Raw genomic sequence first — 20,372 nt, 5'->3', positions numbered from 1 at the left:
TATGAATCATAACGAGACATTTTCTCTATTAAAACAACTGAAAGAGCAAGGGATCCGAGTCAGAGCGAGGCATGGTGAGTTAAAAGTGTCGAGCGAGAATGGCGTGCTTGACCCAGAGACGGTGGCTCTGATCAAAGCCCATAAACGCCCATTTCTGGATTACTTCTGCGAAGTGGAGAACCAGGACAAGATCGTCTCGTCAGACGCGCAGCGCTTCGAGCCCTTTGCGTTGAATGAAAACCAGCAGGCTTATTGGTTAGGTCGCAGTCAGTCAGTCGAGGGGGGAGGCGTCGCCATCCACCTCTATTTCGAGATCGAAGCCAACGCGCTGGATATGGATAAGTTACACGCTGCGTGGGCAACCATGGTCCAGCGTCATGATATGCTGCGTGCGGTGGTGACACCAGACGGACACCAACAGGTACTCAAAACGGTGACCGTTCCCCCGTTCACTGTAGTAGAGGCGGAGGGGCGATTCGAGGAGGTTATGGCTCAAACGCGCCAGCGTTTGTCCCATGCTAATTATGATCTGACCCAATGGCCCCAGCACCAATTTGAGGTTGTGGCGTCGCGCGACAAGCAAACCTTGTGTCTGAGCTTAGATTGCTGGTGTATCGACGGGTGGAGTTACCAAATCCTCTTTCAGGAGTGGTTGCAGCTGTATCGTGGTGAACAGCCTTTGCCTTCGATCGAGTTAACCTTTCGCGATTACTCGTGTCACGTTGGCGGCGCACTCAGTCAAGCACAGATTGCGTATATTGACCACCAAGCTCAACGATTACCGGCTGCTCCCACTGTTCCGGAGAGGCGGCGTTCGTCCACAGCACCGGTATTCCAGCGCTATGAACGCTGGTTGACGAACGACCAGACGCAGCAGCTTAAGAGCTGGTGTGCCAGTCAGGGCGTGACGTTAGCGGCCACATTGCTGACCTTATATGCTGAGGTGCTCCACCTGTGGTCGAGCGATGATCGATTCACCGTGAATGTGCCGAGATTCAATCGCAATACTGACGATGCGAGGATCCAACAAATCATTGGCGAATTCGCCACCTTTTCGTTGGTGGGCTTCGATTTTGGTGTGACGATGGATCGTCGTCGCCGCATTGAGCAGGCCCAACGGTCGGTGCTAGAGAGCGTTGAAGCTGGGGTGTCGGGCGTCGAGATCCTGCGTAAAAGGAACGCGCTGACGGACAGTGTTCAGACCATGCCTTTTGTGTTTACTAACGCGCCGGAGTGGGTCACCCCCAGTGGCGAAAAGCAGTCGTTTATCGACACACTCCAGCAATTGGGCCGCTTGGAATACGCGATTTCACAGACACCTCAGGTAAAGATTGATTGCCAGTACCATGAAAGTCGAGATGGCCTGTACCTGTTTTGGGACGCTAGGGACGATCAGTTCTACCCCGATCAAGTCGGGCAAATGTTCAAAGCGTTTATCGACAACATTCTCGGCTTGCTTGAGGCATCCACACAGGCACGCTTACCTGAAGTCGTACCGATGGCGCTGAGCCAAGAGCCCGCTTTGTTGCAAGGCGATGCTTGGGCTGATCTGAGCCAAGCGGTGACACACTACCCAAACCGGATGGCGGTCGCGTGTGCTCAAGGTGAACTGACGTGGTCCCAATTGGCGGCTCGGGTCAATGCTCTCGCCAGTCAGATTGCGGCCTGCGCGCTGGCCCCTCATCAGCCTATTTTGATCATGGCAGAGAAAGGCTGGCAGCAAATAGCAGCGTATTTGGCTATCCACCATCAGGGTCACATTGCGGTCCCCGTAGATGGCTCTAATCCTATCGCTCGTCTTCAGTTTATTGCTGACGATACGCAAGCGCCGTTGGTTTTGTGTTCGCCTTTGTATCGTGAGTTGGCCGCCCAAATGCGGGTGAGCGCTATCGAGATCGCAAGCACGGCGACGGATGAAGTCATGCGCCCTCAGCAAACGCCGTCAGCGACCATGTTAATTATTTATACCTCAGGCTCAACAGGGCTACCGAAAGGTGTCAAAATCGCCGCCGCTGCGATGCACAACGCAGTGAATGCGACCATTCAACGCTTCCAGTTTGATCAGCAGGACGTTTTCTTCGGACTGACCCAACTGCACCATGATATGGCGTGGTTCGATCTACTGGCAGTGCTGAAAACCGGGGGGACGTTGGTGTGCCCTGCCTCGCAAGATTATCGTGATCCGCAGCGTTGGCTGCGTCAGATGGCACATTACGGGGTGACGTGTTGGAACAGTGTCCCACAGCTGATGCAAATGTTGCTCGCGGCGTTAAAACAGACACCATCGACGTCACTCAACGCGGTCCGTGTGGCTTTCTTGGGCGGCGATTGGATCCCGCTTTCGACTCACTCAGACATGCAAGCGATGTTGCCGAACGCCCGCTTGGTCTCCGTTGGTGGACCGACGGAGACGACGTTGTGGAACATCATGTATGAGGTCACTGCCTTTGATCACACATGGTCCAGTGTGCCCTATGGTCAACCGATCGCCAATAACCAGTACCGGATCCTCGATCGACACGGGCGAGACTGCCCGAATTGGGTCGAGGGCGAGCTGTGTTGCAGTGGGGTCGGGGTGACACCTGGGTACGTTAACCGACCTGAGCTCGAGCAAGAGAAGTTCTTTGAGGGAAAGGATGGTCAGCGTTATTACCGAACGGGAGACCTTGGTCGCTATCGTTCAGATGGTCTCATCGAGTTTATCGGGCGACAAGATGACCAGGTCATGGTCGGTGGTTATCGGATTGAATCCCAGGAGATACATCGTGTACTGGAAAGTCATCCCGCGATAAAGCAAGCCCAAGTGGTGGTGGATGGTCACAAGCTACAGGCATACTTGGTGCCTGAGCAGGGGCACCTCCCGGAGGTCGAGTCGCTCAACGCGCAGCTTGAGGCTCGATTGCCGGCGCAAATGATCCCCTCTTTGTATTTTGTTGTTGAATGTGTCCCATTGACCGCCAATGGCAAGGTCGACAAGTCGGTCTTGAGCTCAATGGCTGGCAAGCCGCTAGTTGCACAGCACCTGGCGCAAGTTGAGATAACGCGACCTGAGCACCGAGCCGTTGCCGTCTTGTGGGAACAAGTACTCGGTCGAGCCCCTCAAACCCCACACGACGACTTCTTCTTACTCGGCGGTCACTCGCTGGCGGCGGTTGAGCTGTTTGCACTGATGTTCCCGCAGGGCCACGATAAACATTCGGTCGTCAGTTTGTTTGAGCTGCGCACGGTCAAACAACACGCCGCGTTGATGGCGGACAAGGCTGAGGCGGGAGCGTTAACGCTTTCAGACGAGCCCCTCGAGGACGCGGAACTGTCGCAAGGACAAAAACGCATTTGCTTTGTGGAGCAAATGAGCCAGCAGCCACATCTGTTTAACCTGCCGTTTCGAATCGCGCTGCGTCGCGGCTGTGAGTTAGAGCGGCTGCAAGCGTCGCTAGAACGCACGTTATCGCAGTTCGATGTGTTTCAGGCGATCTTAGTTGAGGGCCGCTGGGCGAGAATGATGGAGAGGCCATCTGTCAGCGTCGAGCGCTCACCGGTTAACGAAGCGGCGATTGAAGCGATGAGTCGTGAACAAGCGCAGGCAAGGTTGGATCTTGCGGCTGGTCTTGGCTGGAGAGCTCGGCTTGTCAAGCACGAGGATGGGCACCATGAATTGCTATTGACGGTGCATCATGCCCTGTTTGATGGCTGGTCATTGCAGGTCCTTCTGAAAGCATGGCAAGACAATTATTGTGCGGAGCATGCGTCTCAGGCGGAACGTGCGGATTACTTCAATTATTGCCAATGGGAGTCGCAAGCCGCGGCACCAGAACACGAACTCGCATTCTGGCGACGTCAGCTTGACGGCTATCAGGATTCGGCTTTGCTTCCGACCCAGCTTGTACCTCAATACGACGATTATTCCGCCGCGACCGAAGCGTTGCTGCTGGACGCGAGCACCGTCAGTGCGATCCGCGCGTTTTCCGAAGCGCATGGCAGCACAGAATTTGCAGTCATGATGGCCGCATTTCAACTCTTGATCAGTCGTTATCTGGCTCAAGATGACGTGGTGATTGGCACGCACGTTGCGAATCGACCGACAGCCCAGATCCAAAGCATTCCGGGCTTATTCCTGAACAATGTGGCGATCCGTCAGCGTGTCGAAGCGCACTGGTGCGTAGAGCAGCTCATCGCAGAGCAAACCCAGACATTACTCGCCGCGATGAAGCATTCGACACTGCCTTTTGAGCGGGTGGTCAGTGAAGTGGACGCAGGGGGGGAGGGCCGTCGTCATCCGCTCTACCAGATCAGCTTTGTACTGGATAACTCGCAATCGCTCGATGGTGAATTAGGTTGTGTGCTGACACCGACCGAACAAGTGGCTTTGGCGACGGAGCTGGAGATGAATGTCCAGTTATGTCAGGACAGTGGTCGGATCAACCTTGTCTACCGAACGGGGCTGTTTACCGCATTGAGCATGCGTCAGTTGTTGGCTCAATACCAGAGTTTACTCAACCAAATGTTGGCCCAACCGTTGGTTCAGCTGCGCTCGCTTTGTTACAACTCCGAGCCCCAAGAGGCGGTTCTCGAAGGGCCGTCGTTGCCGAGCACCCCGACGCCGATCCGAACCCTCTGGCAATCGGTTGTTGAGACTTCGCCGCACTCGCCCGCTTATATGGACGAGCATGTAACGCGCACGTTCGCCCAACTCGACGAGCGCGCTCAGATCCTGGCACAAGGGCTGTCCTCTGTCGGGATTGGTGCGCAGTCCCGAGTGGGTGTTCACCTCGAGTTGGGTGAAGAGTGGTTGGTGTCATTGCTGGCGATCGTCAAACTTTCGGCTTGTTATGTGCCATTGGCGACCAATTTGCCAAACGGGCGACTGGAGCAAATGGTGACCATCGCGGAATGCGATCTGGTGTTAGGGCTCAGCGATATTGACCTTGGCGCACCGTACGTGGCCCCAAATCACGTCAGTGATTTAGGACCTTTAGGCGTCGCCGCGAGAGATCCGCTCGATGAGCCGCTGCTGTACGTGACTTTCACCTCTGGCTCAACAGGCACGCCAAAAGCTGTGGCGGCGACCGAGGTGGGCGCCTTGAATCGATTCGCTTGGACTTGGCAACAGATGCCTTTTGTCGCCAACGAAGTGTGTGCCCTTAAAACCTCGATCAGCTTTGTTGACTCGATTGCGGAAGTGTTTACCCCCTTGCTGAAAGGGGTGCCTCTTGCCCTCATCCCTACTCAGGCTCAGTACGATCCTGAGGCATTCGCTCAGTGCATTGCTCATCATGACATTACCCGCTTAGTCATGGTGCCCTCTTTGATGGAAACGCTGGTTGAGCACAGTCAGAAACACCCGGAGGTGGCGACCTCTTATCGCTCACTATCACAGGTGGTGCTCAGCGGTGAAACCTTATCGCTGACGTTGGCTCGACGGGTACAGACCCTCTGGCCGGATCTACAACTGTGGAACGTGTATGGCAGCGCAGAAGTGGCCGCCGATGTTCTGGCAAAACGTATTGATTTGCGTGAGCCATACATGACCTTGGGCCAGCCGTTTTTTAACACGCGCATTGAGCTACGAGATAACTGGGGGGGGCTGACCCCGGCAGGGGGAAAAGGTGAGTTGATGATCTCAGGTCCGCAAGTGATCGGTGGCTACCTGGGTGAAACACCGTTTCCGCGTAATGCACTTGGAGAAGCGATTTTTGCCAGTGGCGACATCGCCCAGATCCACCGAGGGCATCCCGCTTTAGACGCAAGCGAGGTGGTGTTTGTTGGCCGCCAGCAGCAACTGGTGAAGATTCGTGGGCAAAAAGTATCACTTGCTGAGATCCGAGAGACATTGGCGGCCCATGATGCGCTCACCCAGTTGGCTGTGGTGATGGTCGACGAACAGCGCATTGGGGTCATGTATACCCCGGACACCGTGCCTTCTCGAGCGCTACAGAGCTTGGCGGAACAGTATTTACCTCGATATATGCGCCCTCAGGTGTGGTGTGGTGTGGGCAGTATGCCACTGCTGGCGACCGGAAAAGTGGATGTCAAAGCCGTGACAGCAGCGCTTCAACAGCAACCCGATAAGTCGACGGCAGTGCGTGCCTTAACGGAAACAGAAAATGCGATTGCCGAGTTGTGGCAGGCATTGACGGGGATCTGCCCCCGCGATCCCGACAGTCACTTCTTTGATTTGGGGGGGCACTCGCTGTTGGTGAACTCGTTAACCAATGCATTAAACCAAGCCTTCGGGTTGTCGCTGCGTTTAGGGCTGGTGTATGACGCACTGGTGCTCAGCGAATTGGCCGAATTAATTGAGACGCTTGTGACGACACCTTCCGTCCAATCAAGCATTAAAGAAACAGGTGTTATCTAATGGGAACCGCGTTAAAGCTATTGCAGTCGATGCGAGCAGACGGCATTTCTCTGCATGTTACAGACGATGGAAATTTGGGGTATGAAGCGCCGCGCCCCCTGACCAAAAACGAAATTGAGTTACTGAAAAACCATAAGTCGGCGTTGATGACGTTGCTCAACGCATCGGCCACGCCGCATGAATTGGCCGCTGAACCGCAATGTTCAGTGTCACAAGAAAACCTGTATCTGCTGTGCCAGTCGGCGTCAGTCAACGCCAGTTACAACTTGTGTTTTTCGTTACGATTTGAGCAAAGGCCCGATCTCGATCGCCTCAAAGCGGCGTTGGCGCATATTCAAGTCCAGCAACCGGCGCTGCGTAGTGGGTTCCAATGCGAAGGGGGCGAAGTTGTGTTGCATCGCTGCGAGACGTCGGCAGTGCCGTTTGAGTCCCTCACTCTGGATGAACCCGATTATGAAGCTTGGCTTGCTGAGGTGAGTCAGGTGCCGTTCGATTTGAGTGCACCACCGCTGTGGCGGTTCTGTTGGGTAGAGACCGAGCAGGCTTGCCGTCTAGTGGTGGTGGTGCATCACATTGTTTGGGACGGCTGGAGTTCTGTGCGTTTTCGTCAGATGTTGGATCAGGCTTATGGGCAGCGTTTAGGCGCGGTCGCGGCTGAAGAGAACTTAGGTGCCGATCGTTTTGCCCAGCATCAGCAAGCAGCACAGAATCAAGGCGAATGGCAGCCGAGCCTAGCCTACTGGAAAGGGTTGCTCACGAGCGCTCCGAAACAGAACGACTGGTTGCGTCGCAAGCAGTCTAGCAGCAGTGAGGCATGCCATGTGGTGCACCAATTGAGCGAGGCGAGTGTGAGTGGCGTGGCACCAAGTGAGCGATTCAGCACCTTGCTGTCCGCTTGGTTCTTGGCGCTGGGTCGCCACTATCGCTGTAACCGGATGGTATTGGGGGTGGCCGTCGCCAATCGTGATCTCCACACTGATTTGGAAGCCAGTTTGGGCTACTTCAATAACGTGGTGCCTGTGACTCAACATCACCTGCTAACCACGTCGGCCAAACAGGTATTGGCGAATGTGCAAGCCCAGTGGCGAGACAGCATTACTCACCAAGGGGTGCCATTTGGTCACATTGTTAATGCGGTGATGCCTCACCGCACAGCGCATCCGAACCCCTTGACACAGGTCGTGATTGGCTATCAAAGTTTCGATTGGGATCCTGAGTATTCGGCGCTGCCTCATCAGCTTGAGGTCGTGAAGAACAAGCAGGCGAAATTGCCACTTTCGATACAAATGGCGGCGTTGAACGGCCAGCTGAGCATCAATGTCGAGTACGATCCCTCTTGGTATGAAAACGCCGACATTGATACCTTGCTTATTCAATTTGATCAGGCGTTCAATGAACTATCGTCGACGTTCGACCCCACCCTGACTCCCGCTTGGATAAAAGGGGCATGCCTCCCGGCGGCGGACACTCGCCCACAAAATCTTGCGCAGATGCTCAAGAAGACGGCGTCCACCCACCCAGAGAAACCCTTGACGTTTGTGGAGAGCGGTGGCCAGCGTTGTGTCTTAACTTACGACGAACTCTACCAACAAGCCTTGCAGACGGCTGGGCGATTACAGCAAGGAAAACCTTGGTCACATGCTGGTTGTCCAGTGATCGTTGTCGCGGCCGATTTGGCTCAGTATGTGGTGAATTTCTGGGCCGTCGTCTTGGCAGGGGGACAACCCGCGACAATCAACGCCCCTCAAGTGGCAACGCAGGATGGCTTGACCAAAGTCGTCGATGCTTACACGCATCTCAATCAGGCGGTGATCGTCTGTTGTCCGGCGGGAAAACAGGCGCTCTCAGGGCTGCAACACCTCGCGAGCGAGGCACAGATTGTGGTGCCAAGTGACTGGCCAGTTCACCCATATCGAGATGTGACGATTGACGCGGGCAGCGCGGGCATTATTCAACTCTCTTCGGGCTCGACCGGCAAAAGTAAATGCATTCAACAAAGTCATCAGACGATTGTCGACTACTGTGACTTGATCACGCAAAGCCGCGGCCAACGTTCCTGCGATGTTTCTCTCAACTGGATGGGGTTTGATCATGTGGGTGGCTTGCTGTTTACCCACCTGCGCGACACCTACCTTGGTTGTGAGCAAGTGCATGTCTCGACGTCATTTGTGTTGCAGTCTCCATTGCGGTGGCTAGCGCTGATCGACGCGTATCAGGTAACGCACAGCTGGTGTCCGAATTTTGCCTATAAGTTAATGACCAGTGAGGCGGCCGCTGCCACAGAGCGTTACGATCTGTCTTCTCTCAAGGAACTGATCAATGGGGGGGAAATGGTGGTGGCGGACACGGTGCGTCGATTCATCGACACCTTTACTCCTTGGGGTTTGCGTCCGCGGGTCTTAACCCCCGCGTTTGGTATGGCCGAGTCGTGCACCGTGATCTCCACGCACCCTGTGGCACCTGGTGAGGTGCTATCCCTGCACAGCTATGCGATAGACAGTCAGGATGAGTATACCCAGATCGGACACAGTGAGTTTGTTTCCTTGGGCCAGGCGGTGGCCAACACCGAAATTCGGATCGTCAACGACCACAATGAGGTACTCAACGAATACCAAGTCGGTAAGATGCAGCTGCGCGGCCCTTCGATCACTATGGGGTATTTCGCGGCGCCTGAGCTGAATGACAAAGCCTTTGTCGGTGACGGATGGTTCGATACGGGTGACTGCGGCGTTATTGCGAGGGGAGAGCTGTATCTGACGGGGCGATTGCAAGAAAGCATAGTGTTAAATGGCATGAACTTCTTCAACCATGACATTGAAGCGGTAGTCGGTTCGGTGTCAGGGGTAGACGAGACCTGTGTGGCGGCCGTGGGCTACCAAGATCAGGGGGATGCTGCGGTGGTCTTCTATGTCGCTACCTCGACCGCGATGCAGCAGGATATGGATGAGCGTATTCATCGACAATTGGCGACAACGTTGCAGTTTTATCCCACCCAACTGGTGAGGCTGGCGAGCACGGACTTTCTAAAAACGACCGCGGGCAAAATTCAGCGTCGCAAAATGGTTGAGCGTTGGTTTAACAATAATACGTTGAAGGACAACCCGATTGTGATGACGAGGTTACTTCCTGCGCCTGTGTCTGATGCGACGTTGATCTCGGTCTGCCCGGTGTCTCTGCGGGATTTTCTTGCCGGAGGCTCTGCGAGCGAACGTGCTGTGGTGGCGCTGTCGGCGGACGATATGGGCACCTTGCCGCAGCACACGGCGGCCCTTGAGCAAAAACTTAGCCAGAACGCCATTTCCCAGCTCGTCCTGCTGACAGATATTGCGACCGGACCGCCGTTAGAGCGTTGGGCTCAGGCGTTTTTGGCCCGTGCTCCTCAGGTGTCGATACAGGTGGTGACCTGTGGAGATCCGTTGTCAGCCAATCGGTTGCCGACGGGTAGCCAAGCCAAACGACTCCATTTTGATGGCATGACGGGGTTTGAAGAGCGTGAATTTGCCTTGCCTTGGCAACACGCTTCGACGCCAGCTACGCTGAAAACCGCGTCGTATTCCGTCGTGACGGGGGCGTCAGGAGGCATCGCACATCACCTGCTAGAGGCGTTGCTCGACGCTGGAGAATTTGTGGTCTTACTCTCTCGCTCTAAGCCGAAAATCACCGCCCGTTTCTTACCAGATCAGTATTGCTGGGTCCCAGTGGACTTCAGCGTGCAAGAGTCGCTGAAAGCGGCGTGGAATAAGGCTCAAGCAGGTCACCCTATCCTAGATAAAACGCCGGGGCGAGTCTATCACTTGGCCGCACAGTTTCAGCGCGACACCTTAGACAACTTAACGGGCTCGACGTTGGCTGCGATCAAAGCCGTCAATGCGGGCGGGTTGAAGCAGTTGGTTGATGTGCTGACTGATGATCACGACGCGGTGGCCACTGAGTGGTTTGTGTTTGGCTCGCTGAATGGGGTCAGGGGTGGGCACCAGAGCCTGTCATACAACGTGTCGCAAGCCGCCACTCGCAGCGTCGTGGCACAGCTAAGGCTGGATGGGCGACGGGCATATTGGTTTGGTTGGAGTGCATGGGAAGGAACCGGGATGTCGGTCGGAGAAGTGGACATTGCCGCGTTAAACCGAGCTGGACTGCAAGCGCTGCAAAGCGCAGATTGCCTTCAGGCGATGCCATCGCTGCTAGCGTTACCGGCAGGGGATTATCTGATCGGTGCCGCGCCCGTTTGCTCTGCTGTCCCTGCGCCTAAACCACAGGTATCGACGGAGGGTGTAGCTGGACAATCGGTCGATGTCGGCCCGCTACGAGCGATCTGGCAGCAATTGTTGGGCTGCGACGTTATCCCCGACCAGCAAAGTTTCTTCGAGCTGGGCGGCAGCTCGATTCTGCTCTACAAGCTGCACCATCATATTGAACACGATTTAGGGTATGAGAATGTCACGATGGCGGATCTGTTTGCTGCACCGACATTGCAATCGATGAGCGCGATGTTAACTCGTGGTCGTTCAACCTCGGCTGATTCCGAGCCGATCCCAGAGGCGCAGAGTGTCACAACGTCTCGCTCCGCCTCAGTCAAACAACGCTTTAAACGACGAATGAATAAGTAATGGAGCCGACAAATATGACTCACTCTGAGATTGAAACCTTATCCGAATTGGGTGCCATTGCTGTTATTGGCATGTCGGGAGAGTTTTCCGGCTGTCGTAACATTGATGAGCTTTGGTCACTTGTTCAATCAGGCCAAAGTGCTGGCCGATATACGGCGCCGCAGACCGCGACAGAAATGGGCATGGCAAGTAGTAAGACACAAGACGAGCACTATGTGCCGTGGTCGATGCCAATGGAGGATGTGGATCAGTTTGATGCGCGTGCCTTTGAAATGAACGACGTGCAGGCGGAGACGATGGATCCCCAATGCCGTCGATTCCTACAAGCGTGTTGGCTTGGGATTGAACAGGCGGGCTATAACCCGATGAAACTGAGGGCGCTCAATGCAGGCATCATTGCTTGCAGCAACCCCAATGGGTATTTGGGCGAGACGGTTGCCACCCATTTGGAGGCGAACCATCATGCGAAAGCGTTGCAGGTATTGACGGGCAACAGCAACGACTTCTTGGCGACATGGGCGGCATACAAACTGAACTTAACCGGTCCGGCGCTCACGGTCCAGACAGCGTGCTCCAGTTCATTAGTGGCGATCGCGAATGCCTGCTTGCAGCTTCAGACCTATCAAGCGGACATGATGATCGCGGGTGGAGCGGCGTTGAGTTTTCCCCAAGATCTTGGGTATGTTCGTCAACCAGGCAGCATCCTGTCGCACAATGGTCAATGTTCCCCCTTCAGCCTCGATGCATCGGGTACTTTAAATGGCCATACAGTCGCGACGGTTGTCCTCAAACGGGTCGAAGACGCCGTAGCCGATGGGGACCATATCTGGGCCGTGATCCGTGGAGCTGGGATCAATAATGATGGCCGCGCCAAAATGGACTTTATGGCGCCCGGTGTTGAGGGGCAGTCTGCGGTGATGCAGAAAGCCTTGCAACTGGCGGCGCTGTCAGCGGATCAAATTCAGTACATAGAGACCCATGGCACGGGCACTCAGCTTGGTGATGAGATTGAAATACGCGCGCTGAGTGACGTCTATGGAGGGAACCGAGCCACTCAGTACTTGGGTGCGGTGAAAAGCAACATTGGCCATGCCAATGCGGGGGCGGGGATCGCTGGGTTTATCAAAACTGTGTTGTCGCTCTATCACGGAAAAATTGTGCCCAATGCCGGGAACACCACCCCAAATCCGGCCCTTAAGCTGGACACATCCCATTTTGTTTTGCCTAGTGAACTCGTCGACTGGCCAGCGTGTGACTGCCGACGGGCGGCGGTCAGTTCGCTGGGATTTGGTGGCACGAATGCCCATGTGATTGTCGAACAAGCGCCGACACGGGATCACGTCGTCCGTTCGATACCAACGTCGCCAGCGACCTGCGTACTGACGTTAAGTGGCACGAGTGAAGCGTCGTTACAGCGTCAGTTGCGCGATTGGCAAGCGTGGTTGAAAAAGCAGGCACCAACGGGGCCTGAGTTGCATACGGTCGCTCAAGCCTTACAAAATCATCGCCACCACTTTGAACATCGTCTCGCGGTAGTGGGTGACACGTGGCAAGCGCTTGAGCAGGCCATCAGTGACGGTGCCATTAAACGCGGTGCGAAGCGATTGGTGCTGGCGTTTACTGGACAGGGAGCCCAATGGCCAGAGATGGGTCGCACACTTTATCAGCAAGATCCGACGTTCCGGGCAGTCACCGAGCAGTGTGATGCGGTTTTAGAGAGCGAATGGGGCATCGCTCCAGCCTCAGCGGTTTGGCAAGGGGGGGCGGCTTTCGACTTGGCCTTTTCCCATGCTGGCGGGGCGCATTACTACCAGTTCTGCTATCAACTTGCAGTGGCGAAATCAATGATGGCGCAAGGGATCGAGTTTGACACCTTGATTGGACACAGTTTGGGCGAGTTTTCCGCGGCCGTACTCAGCGGTGCGCTGACTCAGGAGCACGCAGTGTGGTTGGTTTGCCAACGAGGTTTGGCGATTGACGCCCATTGCCATGGTGACGTAGGGATGATGGCGGTGAGCTTGGGTCGTGAGGCGCTGTTGCCGTTATTGCCCGCTGAGATTGATCTGGCGGTGGTGAATAGTGATCAGCAATGCGTGGTCGCGGGGTCTGAGATGGCACTTCAAGCCTTTGAGGCTGAATTGACGGCTCGTCGTCATCAAGCGAAACGATTGAAGACCACACACGCTTTTCATTCGAGGCAAATGGATGCGGCCAAGCAGACCTTTCGTTTGGCGTGTGAACGTGTTGAATTCCGTCCTATCCAGCGAGAGTGGATCAGTGCCTTAACCGGACAAACGTTGACTCACGTCGATGCCGACTATTGGGTCAACCACCTGACTGAGACGGTTCGCTTTGATTTGGTGCTCGAGCAACTGCGGGCTCAAGACGTGGCGCTGATTGAGTGTGGGGGACGCAGTGTATTGAGCGCACTGGTTCAGGCGGTGCTCAGTCAACGCTCAGTAACAACGGCATTTTCGCCTCACGAGGAAAATGCGTTATTGGCACAGGCCAAAGCGCTCGCGTTCTGTTGCGATCGTTTGAACTTTGACGGACAGCGCGCGCCACAAGCGCCCATTCCGGTGTCTGGCCTTGATACCCCTCGTTACTGGAGTGATCACGCCTCCCACCGGGTTGTCTGGTGCGGTGATCCCGTCGACAAGGCGGCGTCCGCTGCCCGCGTCGATGAGGATGACGATGAGCTGACATTGTGGCTCAAAGCCCTATGGCAGGCCGAACTGGGCCATGGTGTTTCTATCTATCAGGACAGTGACTTTTATGAACTAGGTGGCAACTCGCTAGCGGCGATTCAAATTTGCGATCAGATCGAGAAACAACTCGGGCTGTCGTTTCCTATTAGCCGTTTTTTAAATCAACGCACGTTTGGTCAATTTATGAGGACCTTACTGGCGTTAGCGGAAGAACAACCCGAAGAGATGGAGAGCATCCAATGACGCAGGTACCAAACTCAACCAGAGCGAAGCTTCTTGACCGACTGAAACGTCCTGAGGCGCCAAGGGAAGTCGTCATGAGCAATAAAGAGGCGCGTTATGCGCCATTCGCCATGACGGATATGCAGCAAGCGTATTGGTTGGGCAGGAGCCGTCAATTGGACGGTGGCGATGTGGCGATGCATTTGTACTTGGAGTTTCAGAGTGCGTCGTATGATATTGAACGACTCGAATGGGCGCTGAACGCCGTCATTGCGAGGCATGATATGTTGCATGCCGTGGTGTTGGATTCGGAGCATCAGCAAGTGCTGTCGGATGTTCCTCAGGTGAGCATTGATCTGCTTGACTTCAGTGCCGCGCCCCAGCGTGTGGACACTTTGCGTGAAGAGCTGGCCCATCGTAAGTCAGATTTGACGCAGTGGCCGCAAAACCAGGTGGTGGTGACGAAATTAGCCAACGACGAATACCGCCTGCACTTGAGTTTGGATTTGTGGTGTATTGATGGCCGCAGCTATCAAATCCTGCTCAAAGAGTTCGCGTCCTTGTATCAGCACGGCAGTGCTGAGGGGTTGCAAAACCCGACGCTGACGTTTCGTGACTATGTGGTTTACCAACAACAACAACGTGACAGTCAAGCCGCGCTCAATGCGAAAGCTTACTGGGAGCAGCGTTTGGATACACTGCCCGCCGCCCCAGCGCTACCCATGACGCGTCGAGAGCCACAAGGGCAAGGCTTCCAGCGTTTTTTAACCACGTTATCGGTTGAGCAAACCCAGCAGTTGAAAGGCTATGCACAGCAGTATGGCGTCACATTGAGCAGTGTGTTGATGACTCTATACAGTCTCGTGATCGGGAAATGGTCCGGCGAGTCGGCATTCACGTTGAACATTCCGCGGTTTAATCGACCGAGTGTTCATCCAGACGTGCCTCACGTGATCGGTGAGTTTGCCACCTTTTCGTTGCTAGAAGTGAATCTGGACGCTAAGCAGTCTTTTGCCCAACAAGCAAAACGATTGCAGCAGCAAATGATGCAAGACATGGAACACGCCTCTGTGAGTGGGATGGAACTTCTGCGCGCACTGACACAAAAGCACGGCAGTGTGGCCAATATGCCGGTGGTCTTCACCGCGTCACCGGAGCTAGGTCAAGAGCAAAAACAGTTTGAAGACGAGATCGCGGTGTTTGGCACAATCCAACATGCGATTTCACAAACCCCCCAAGTTGACCTCGATTGCCAGTACTTTATGTTGAAAGATCAACTCAATATTAACTGGGACGCGTTGGTTCATAAATTTGAGCCCGGTGTGATCACCGCCATGTTCGACGAATTTGAACGCTTGTTGCAGACCCTCGCCTCGGCGGAGGCCGATTGGCAGCAAACGCTAACGGTGCGCCTTCCAGATATGCAACAGGCGATTTGGGACACGGTCAACGACACCGAGACGCCGTATGAGTTGATTGATTGGCGAGTCGTTCTCGAGCAACACGCGTTGACGCGGCCTGAGAGTACGGCTCTGATTGGCGCAGGTGACGTGATGACGTGGTCGCAGTTGCATCAACAGATCACCATCATGGCGGCGAATATTCAAGCGCACCATCCGACCTCTGGCTTGGTGGCACTGCATGTGCCCAAGGGACCGAAGCAGATCATGGCAGCGTACGCTTGTGTGATCGCGGGCTACGCCTATTTGCCGATTGATATCGAAGCGCCCCGCGAGCGCGTGTCTGCCATCCTGGCCGAGTCGGGGGCGGATCTGCTCATCCAGACGCCAGACACTGGCGTGGTTGAGGAAACCCCAGTGCGGATTGAGTTGGATGAGTTGGCGATGGATAGGGGGAATGTCTTGTCGGCGGTCACGGTGCAAGCTGAGCAACTGGCTTACGTGATTTATACGTCTGGCTCCACGGGGACGCCTAAAGGGGTGCCGATTAAGCATCAAGGGCTAAGCAATTTTGCCCAGTTTAACCGACGCACCTTTAACCTCAGTCCGTGCGACCGCGTCATGGCCTTGAGTGCCATCCATCATGACATGTCGGTCTTTGATCTTTTCAGTGGCCTGCTGGCTGGAGCGGCATTGGTGGTGCCTGACGAACGCGCTCGGCGTTTGCCTGAGCAGTGGCTTCAATTGGCCGTCGCAGAGCGAGTCACGGTCTGGAATGGTGTGCCCGCGGCGGCGCAACAATTGATCACGCTCGCCAATGAACGGGAGGTGACACTGGCCCATTTGAGGCTGATGATTTTAGGTGGAGACTGGGTGGCAAAGGCGACGCCAGACCGACTTAAACAGCTCGCCCCGCACTGCCAACTCTATACGGTTGGCGGCCCAACGGAGATTTCCGTTTGGAATATATATTCTCGTGTCACGACTCTGGAGGAAGACTGGCCATCCCTACCGTATGGTCGACCTGCCGACAACAGTGGCTACCTGATCTTATCTTACGACGGCGGCTTAGCGCCGACGTGGGTGGCCGGTGAAATGTTGTGCTTTGGAACGGGGGTGTTTGACGGGTATCTGCATCGCCCGGATCTTGATGCGGTGGCGTTTATCGATCACCCGCATTATGGTCGCCTCTACCGCACGGGGGATATTGGAAGAATGCGTCCGTGTGGCAATTTGGAGTTCATTGGTCGAACTGATAACCGAGTGAAACTGAACGGCCATCGAATCGAACTCAGTGAAATAGAGCAGTTGGCTACGGAAGTGGACGGTGTTGTGCAAAGTGTGGCGTTGATTGTGCCTGCCAGCCAAGGTGACAAACTGGCGTTGTGTTACCTCACTGATGGGGGACCGGAAGAGGCACTCGAGGCGCGTTTGAAACAGCGTCTAGTGGACATGTTGCCCGTGGCATTGATCCCTCAAATCTGGCGGGTGGTAGAGGCGTGGCCACTGACGACCAACAACAAGATCGATCGCCAGCAATTGGGCGACTGGTGCCGTCAATCTGGTGATGAGCAACATGCCATTGAAGGCGCCTTGGCACAGTTGGTGGCGACGCTGTGGCAGTCACTGATTGACGCGCCAGTGCAGCACATGAGTGATAACTTTTTCATGCTTGGGGCTGATTCCATCACGGCCACCCGCCTTGTAAGCCAAATCAAGGACACGGTCGGTGTCGAGATCACGCTGGCGGACGTTTTCCTTTCCCCTACGGTTCAACTACAAACCACCTTGATCGGCGAAAAGCTGCTCGACGCAGCAAATCAAGGAGACGAGTAATTATGTCAACGATCGATATCCAGCAACTGAATACACAGCAACTCAATGCTCTGATTGCCAAAGTCAAAGCCAACACCGAGAGCGCGACTCAGCCGTCGTCGGCAGTGCGAGCGGTGGGTGACACCTATCCGGTCAGTGCGTCTCAGCAAAGTGTTTGGTTGGTGTCTCAAGATCCACGGGCGAGTGCGGCCTATAACATCACGATGAACTTATTGGTCAAAGGGGCACTCGATGTCACCAAATTGGGCCAGGCATTGGATCAGGTGGTTCAGCGTCATGCGCCGCTGCGAACCGGTTACCGCTTTGAGCCAAGTGCGGGACGAGCGCAACAGTTTCTGTGTCAAACAGCCCCCACGTCATTGCGTATTGACACATTCGACGATGGCTCAGATTGGCAGGCGCATGTTGATTCGCAACCCAGCCGGCCGCTCAATTTCGAGCAGGGCGAAGTGTATCGAGCCCACGTGGCCAAACTGGGGGATGGCACGCATATCTTGAGTATGGTGTTCCATCATATTGCGTTTGACGGCTGGTCGATGGGGATCTTCCTTCGCGAGTTAAAAGCGTTTTATTTGGGGGAACAAGGGCAATTGCCGACGATCCGCCAGGATTACATTGACGTTGCATCAAGCGCCCAAGATGTTGCGGGGAAGACGGCCCTTGCGTATTGGCAGCAAACACTTACCGATGCGCCAGTGACCCGCCTCCCTGCAGAGTCGTCCTCGGCGTTGGGCAGAGATCCAGCGTTTGAAGGGGCGGTGGTGAAACATGGCTTAAGGGCGGAATTGGCGCAGGCGCTGTCGGCTCGGAGTCAAGCTCTGGGCATGTCGCCTTTTATGTTCTTTAGCGGGGCGCTTCAGTACTTGGTGGGTCGCTACAATGACACGCAAGAATCGGTGATCGGTTCATATGTGTCTGGACGTGACAAGATAGAAAGTCAACCGCTGATCGGTTGTTTTGTCAATAACATCGTGTTGCGTCAAGCCTGGCGTGAATCTGACAGCTTGCATGCATTCTTGGAGCAGGTGAAGTGTACGGGTCTTGAGGCCTTAGCGCATCAAGCGGCTCCCTTCCCTGAGGTGGTGAAAGCGGTGGGTTGGCAAGGCGATGGTCATCCCATTTATCAGGTGGGGTTAGTTATGCAACCGGAAGCGGTCTCCCTAGACAACTGGGGAGAACTGGAGTTGACGGCCTTGGAGTCTCAGAGTGCGTATGCACATATGGATCTTGAAGTCTACGTATGGCCCAAAGGCGAGGCGTTTGAACTGGTGCTGAATTACGACCGCTCACGTTACAGTGAACAGCGCATCCAGTGGCTGGCTGAGCACTATGAACGGGTTCTGACCGCGCTAGCGACGGCGCCGCTCACGAGTTCATTGCAGGAGGTGGAGATCGTCACATCTGAGGAGCGAGCCGTGTTGAACTTGTTAGACTGTCGCCGCCATGAGTGTCTGGATCGATTGTCGTCACTGGCCGCGAAACTGGAAGCGGCAACTGATGAGCACATCGCGGTGGTGGTCGGTGAGAATACGTTCACTGCTCGTGATCTCAAACAACGCGTCACGCTGTGGCTCGAAACCTTCACGCAGCGAGGGCTTCAACCCGGACAACGTGTAGCATTTTACGGGGAAAGGGGCTTTGAACAACAAGCATTGCTTGCGGCGTGTGCGTTATACGGGGTGACCTACGTACCGATGGACCGTTCTCTGCCAGAGGCGCGCTGTCGACAAATCCTTAGCGACGCGAGTCCGAGCCTATTAGCCGTGGAAGCTGACAGTGCGTATAAGTCGCTGGGCGAGAGTCAGGTTGAGGTTGTCGCGCTCGCGACTGAGGCGCAGCCAACGGCGAGCTTGACTTCCTTATACCAAGAGTTGGGGACAAGGACACCCAGTGAGGAGTTCGCGCTATTGTATACCTCAGGGACGACAGGGACGCCTAAAGGCGCCTCTCTCTCTGTGTTGGCAGCGAATGCACGCCTCAATTTTGCGCAAGAATCATTGAAGACCTTGCCAAGTGACCGCGTGCTGCAGCGGACGCCTTTGGGGTTCGTTGATGCACTTTGGGAAGTCCTTGATACCATGATTTCAGGGGCGACAAGCGTGGTCGCGCTAGGGCATGATGTGGCGAATGTATCGCGTTTGACGACGGTACTTACGACGCAGCGTGTTACAAAACTGTATGCGGTGCCAAGCTTGCTGCGCATGTTGAGTCTCGGTGGCGCCCGCTTCCCTCATGTTCGACACCTCTACTCTACGGCTGAACCTTTCTCTCAGACTCTGTTGTCTGATGTGCAAGCGACGTTTCCGAGTGCGACCGTATTCAATCTTTACGGTTCGACTGAGGTCAACGACATTACGTGGCAAACGCTTTGTGCTGAAAGTCTGAAACACGGCTACTTGGGACAAGTGGTGCCGGGGGCCGCTCTTCGTGTGGAGGATAAGCTTGGTCGGATCATGCCAATAGGCTGTCCTGGCGAGATTGTAGTCAGTGGGCAACAGCAACTGCGGCACTACACCAATCACCCACAACCGGTTATACACCCTGAAGGATCTGAGGCAGGTGGTTTCAGAATGGGTGACGTTGCGACTGTGTTGCCCGATGGGCAACTGAGGTTGCTGGGTCGCCAAGATGGCATGGTGAAGATCCGCGGTAATCGTGTCGAGGTGCTGGAAGTACAGTTGGCGCTGCGTGAGACGACTGGTGACAGTGGGGCGGTCGTGTATTTTTCCGCCGAACAGCAAGCCTTGATCGGCTGTTGGACGGGGACCGCGAGTGCGGAACCGGTTCGTCAACACCTGCTCCAGACTCTGCCCAATTACATGGTGCCGTCTCAGTTGTACGCGTTGGACCACCTTCCTTTGCACTCGCACGGTAAAGTCAATATGGTCGCGTTGAAACAGTTGGTGGCAGAGGCTCAGCGTTTGGTTGAGTCACAAGCCCCTGCGATAGCGACAGAACACGAGCGGGCGTTGGCCGAGCTCTATGCGCGGGCTCTGAAAGTACGCTCATGCGCCATTGACAAGAATGTCTTTGATCTCGGCCTGTCGTCATTGGAACTGAATCAGGTCCAACATGACATCAACACCACGCTGGGGCTGTCGGTGGAAGTGGTGACCTTACTCCAGTACCCAACCATTCGGGCGCTTGCCCACCACCTTTACGGTTCAAAAGACCAACCAACCAAACCCGCTCGACGCGGACAGCGCACCACAAGAATGCGCAGAAGAACCAAGTAAGCCGA

At 55.1% G+C, this 20,372-nt stretch carries 5 protein-coding genes; all 5 read left to right on the top strand.

The window, feature by feature from the left end; all coding sequences use genetic code 11:
* The first annotated feature begins 1 nt into the window (after window position 1).
* Window positions 2-6,358 (top strand): non-ribosomal peptide synthetase, encoded by a 6,357-nt coding sequence (locus ELS82_RS08750; RefSeq protein ID WP_167489271.1) that lies wholly within the window; start codon window positions 2-4, stop codon window positions 6,356-6,358.
* A complete protein-coding gene (locus ELS82_RS08745) occupies window positions 6,358-10,965 on the top strand; it encodes a condensation domain-containing protein (RefSeq protein ID WP_134835155.1) in 4,608 nt (1,535 codons plus the stop codon). Before ELS82_RS08750 ends, ELS82_RS08745 begins: the two co-directional genes overlap by 1 nt.
* Window positions 10,966-10,979: 14 nt before the next feature.
* Entirely contained in the window at window positions 10,980-13,916 is a 2,937-nt protein-coding gene (locus tag ELS82_RS08740) for a type I polyketide synthase (RefSeq protein WP_167489269.1), read from the top strand.
* 74 nt (window positions 13,917-13,990) lie between these two features.
* The gene (locus ELS82_RS08735; RefSeq protein ID WP_167489267.1) at window positions 13,991-17,131 is read left to right on the top strand and encodes a non-ribosomal peptide synthetase; all 3,141 of its coding nucleotides are present in this window, start codon (window positions 13,991-13,993) and stop codon (window positions 17,129-17,131) included.
* A 2-nt stretch (window positions 17,132-17,133) separates the two neighbouring features.
* Window positions 17,134-20,367, top strand: coding sequence for a condensation domain-containing protein (locus tag ELS82_RS08730; RefSeq protein ID WP_134835152.1), 3,234 nt, complete (start codon window positions 17,134-17,136; stop codon window positions 20,365-20,367).
* Window positions 20,368-20,372: the final 5 nt, after the last annotated feature.

The organism is Vibrio ouci (genome assembly GCF_004551525.1).
GTDB classification, from domain to species: domain Bacteria; phylum Pseudomonadota; class Gammaproteobacteria; order Enterobacterales; family Vibrionaceae; genus Vibrio; species Vibrio ouci.
Note: the sequence above shows the minus strand (reverse complement) of the source record. Positions and strands in the feature narration are given on the sequence as shown.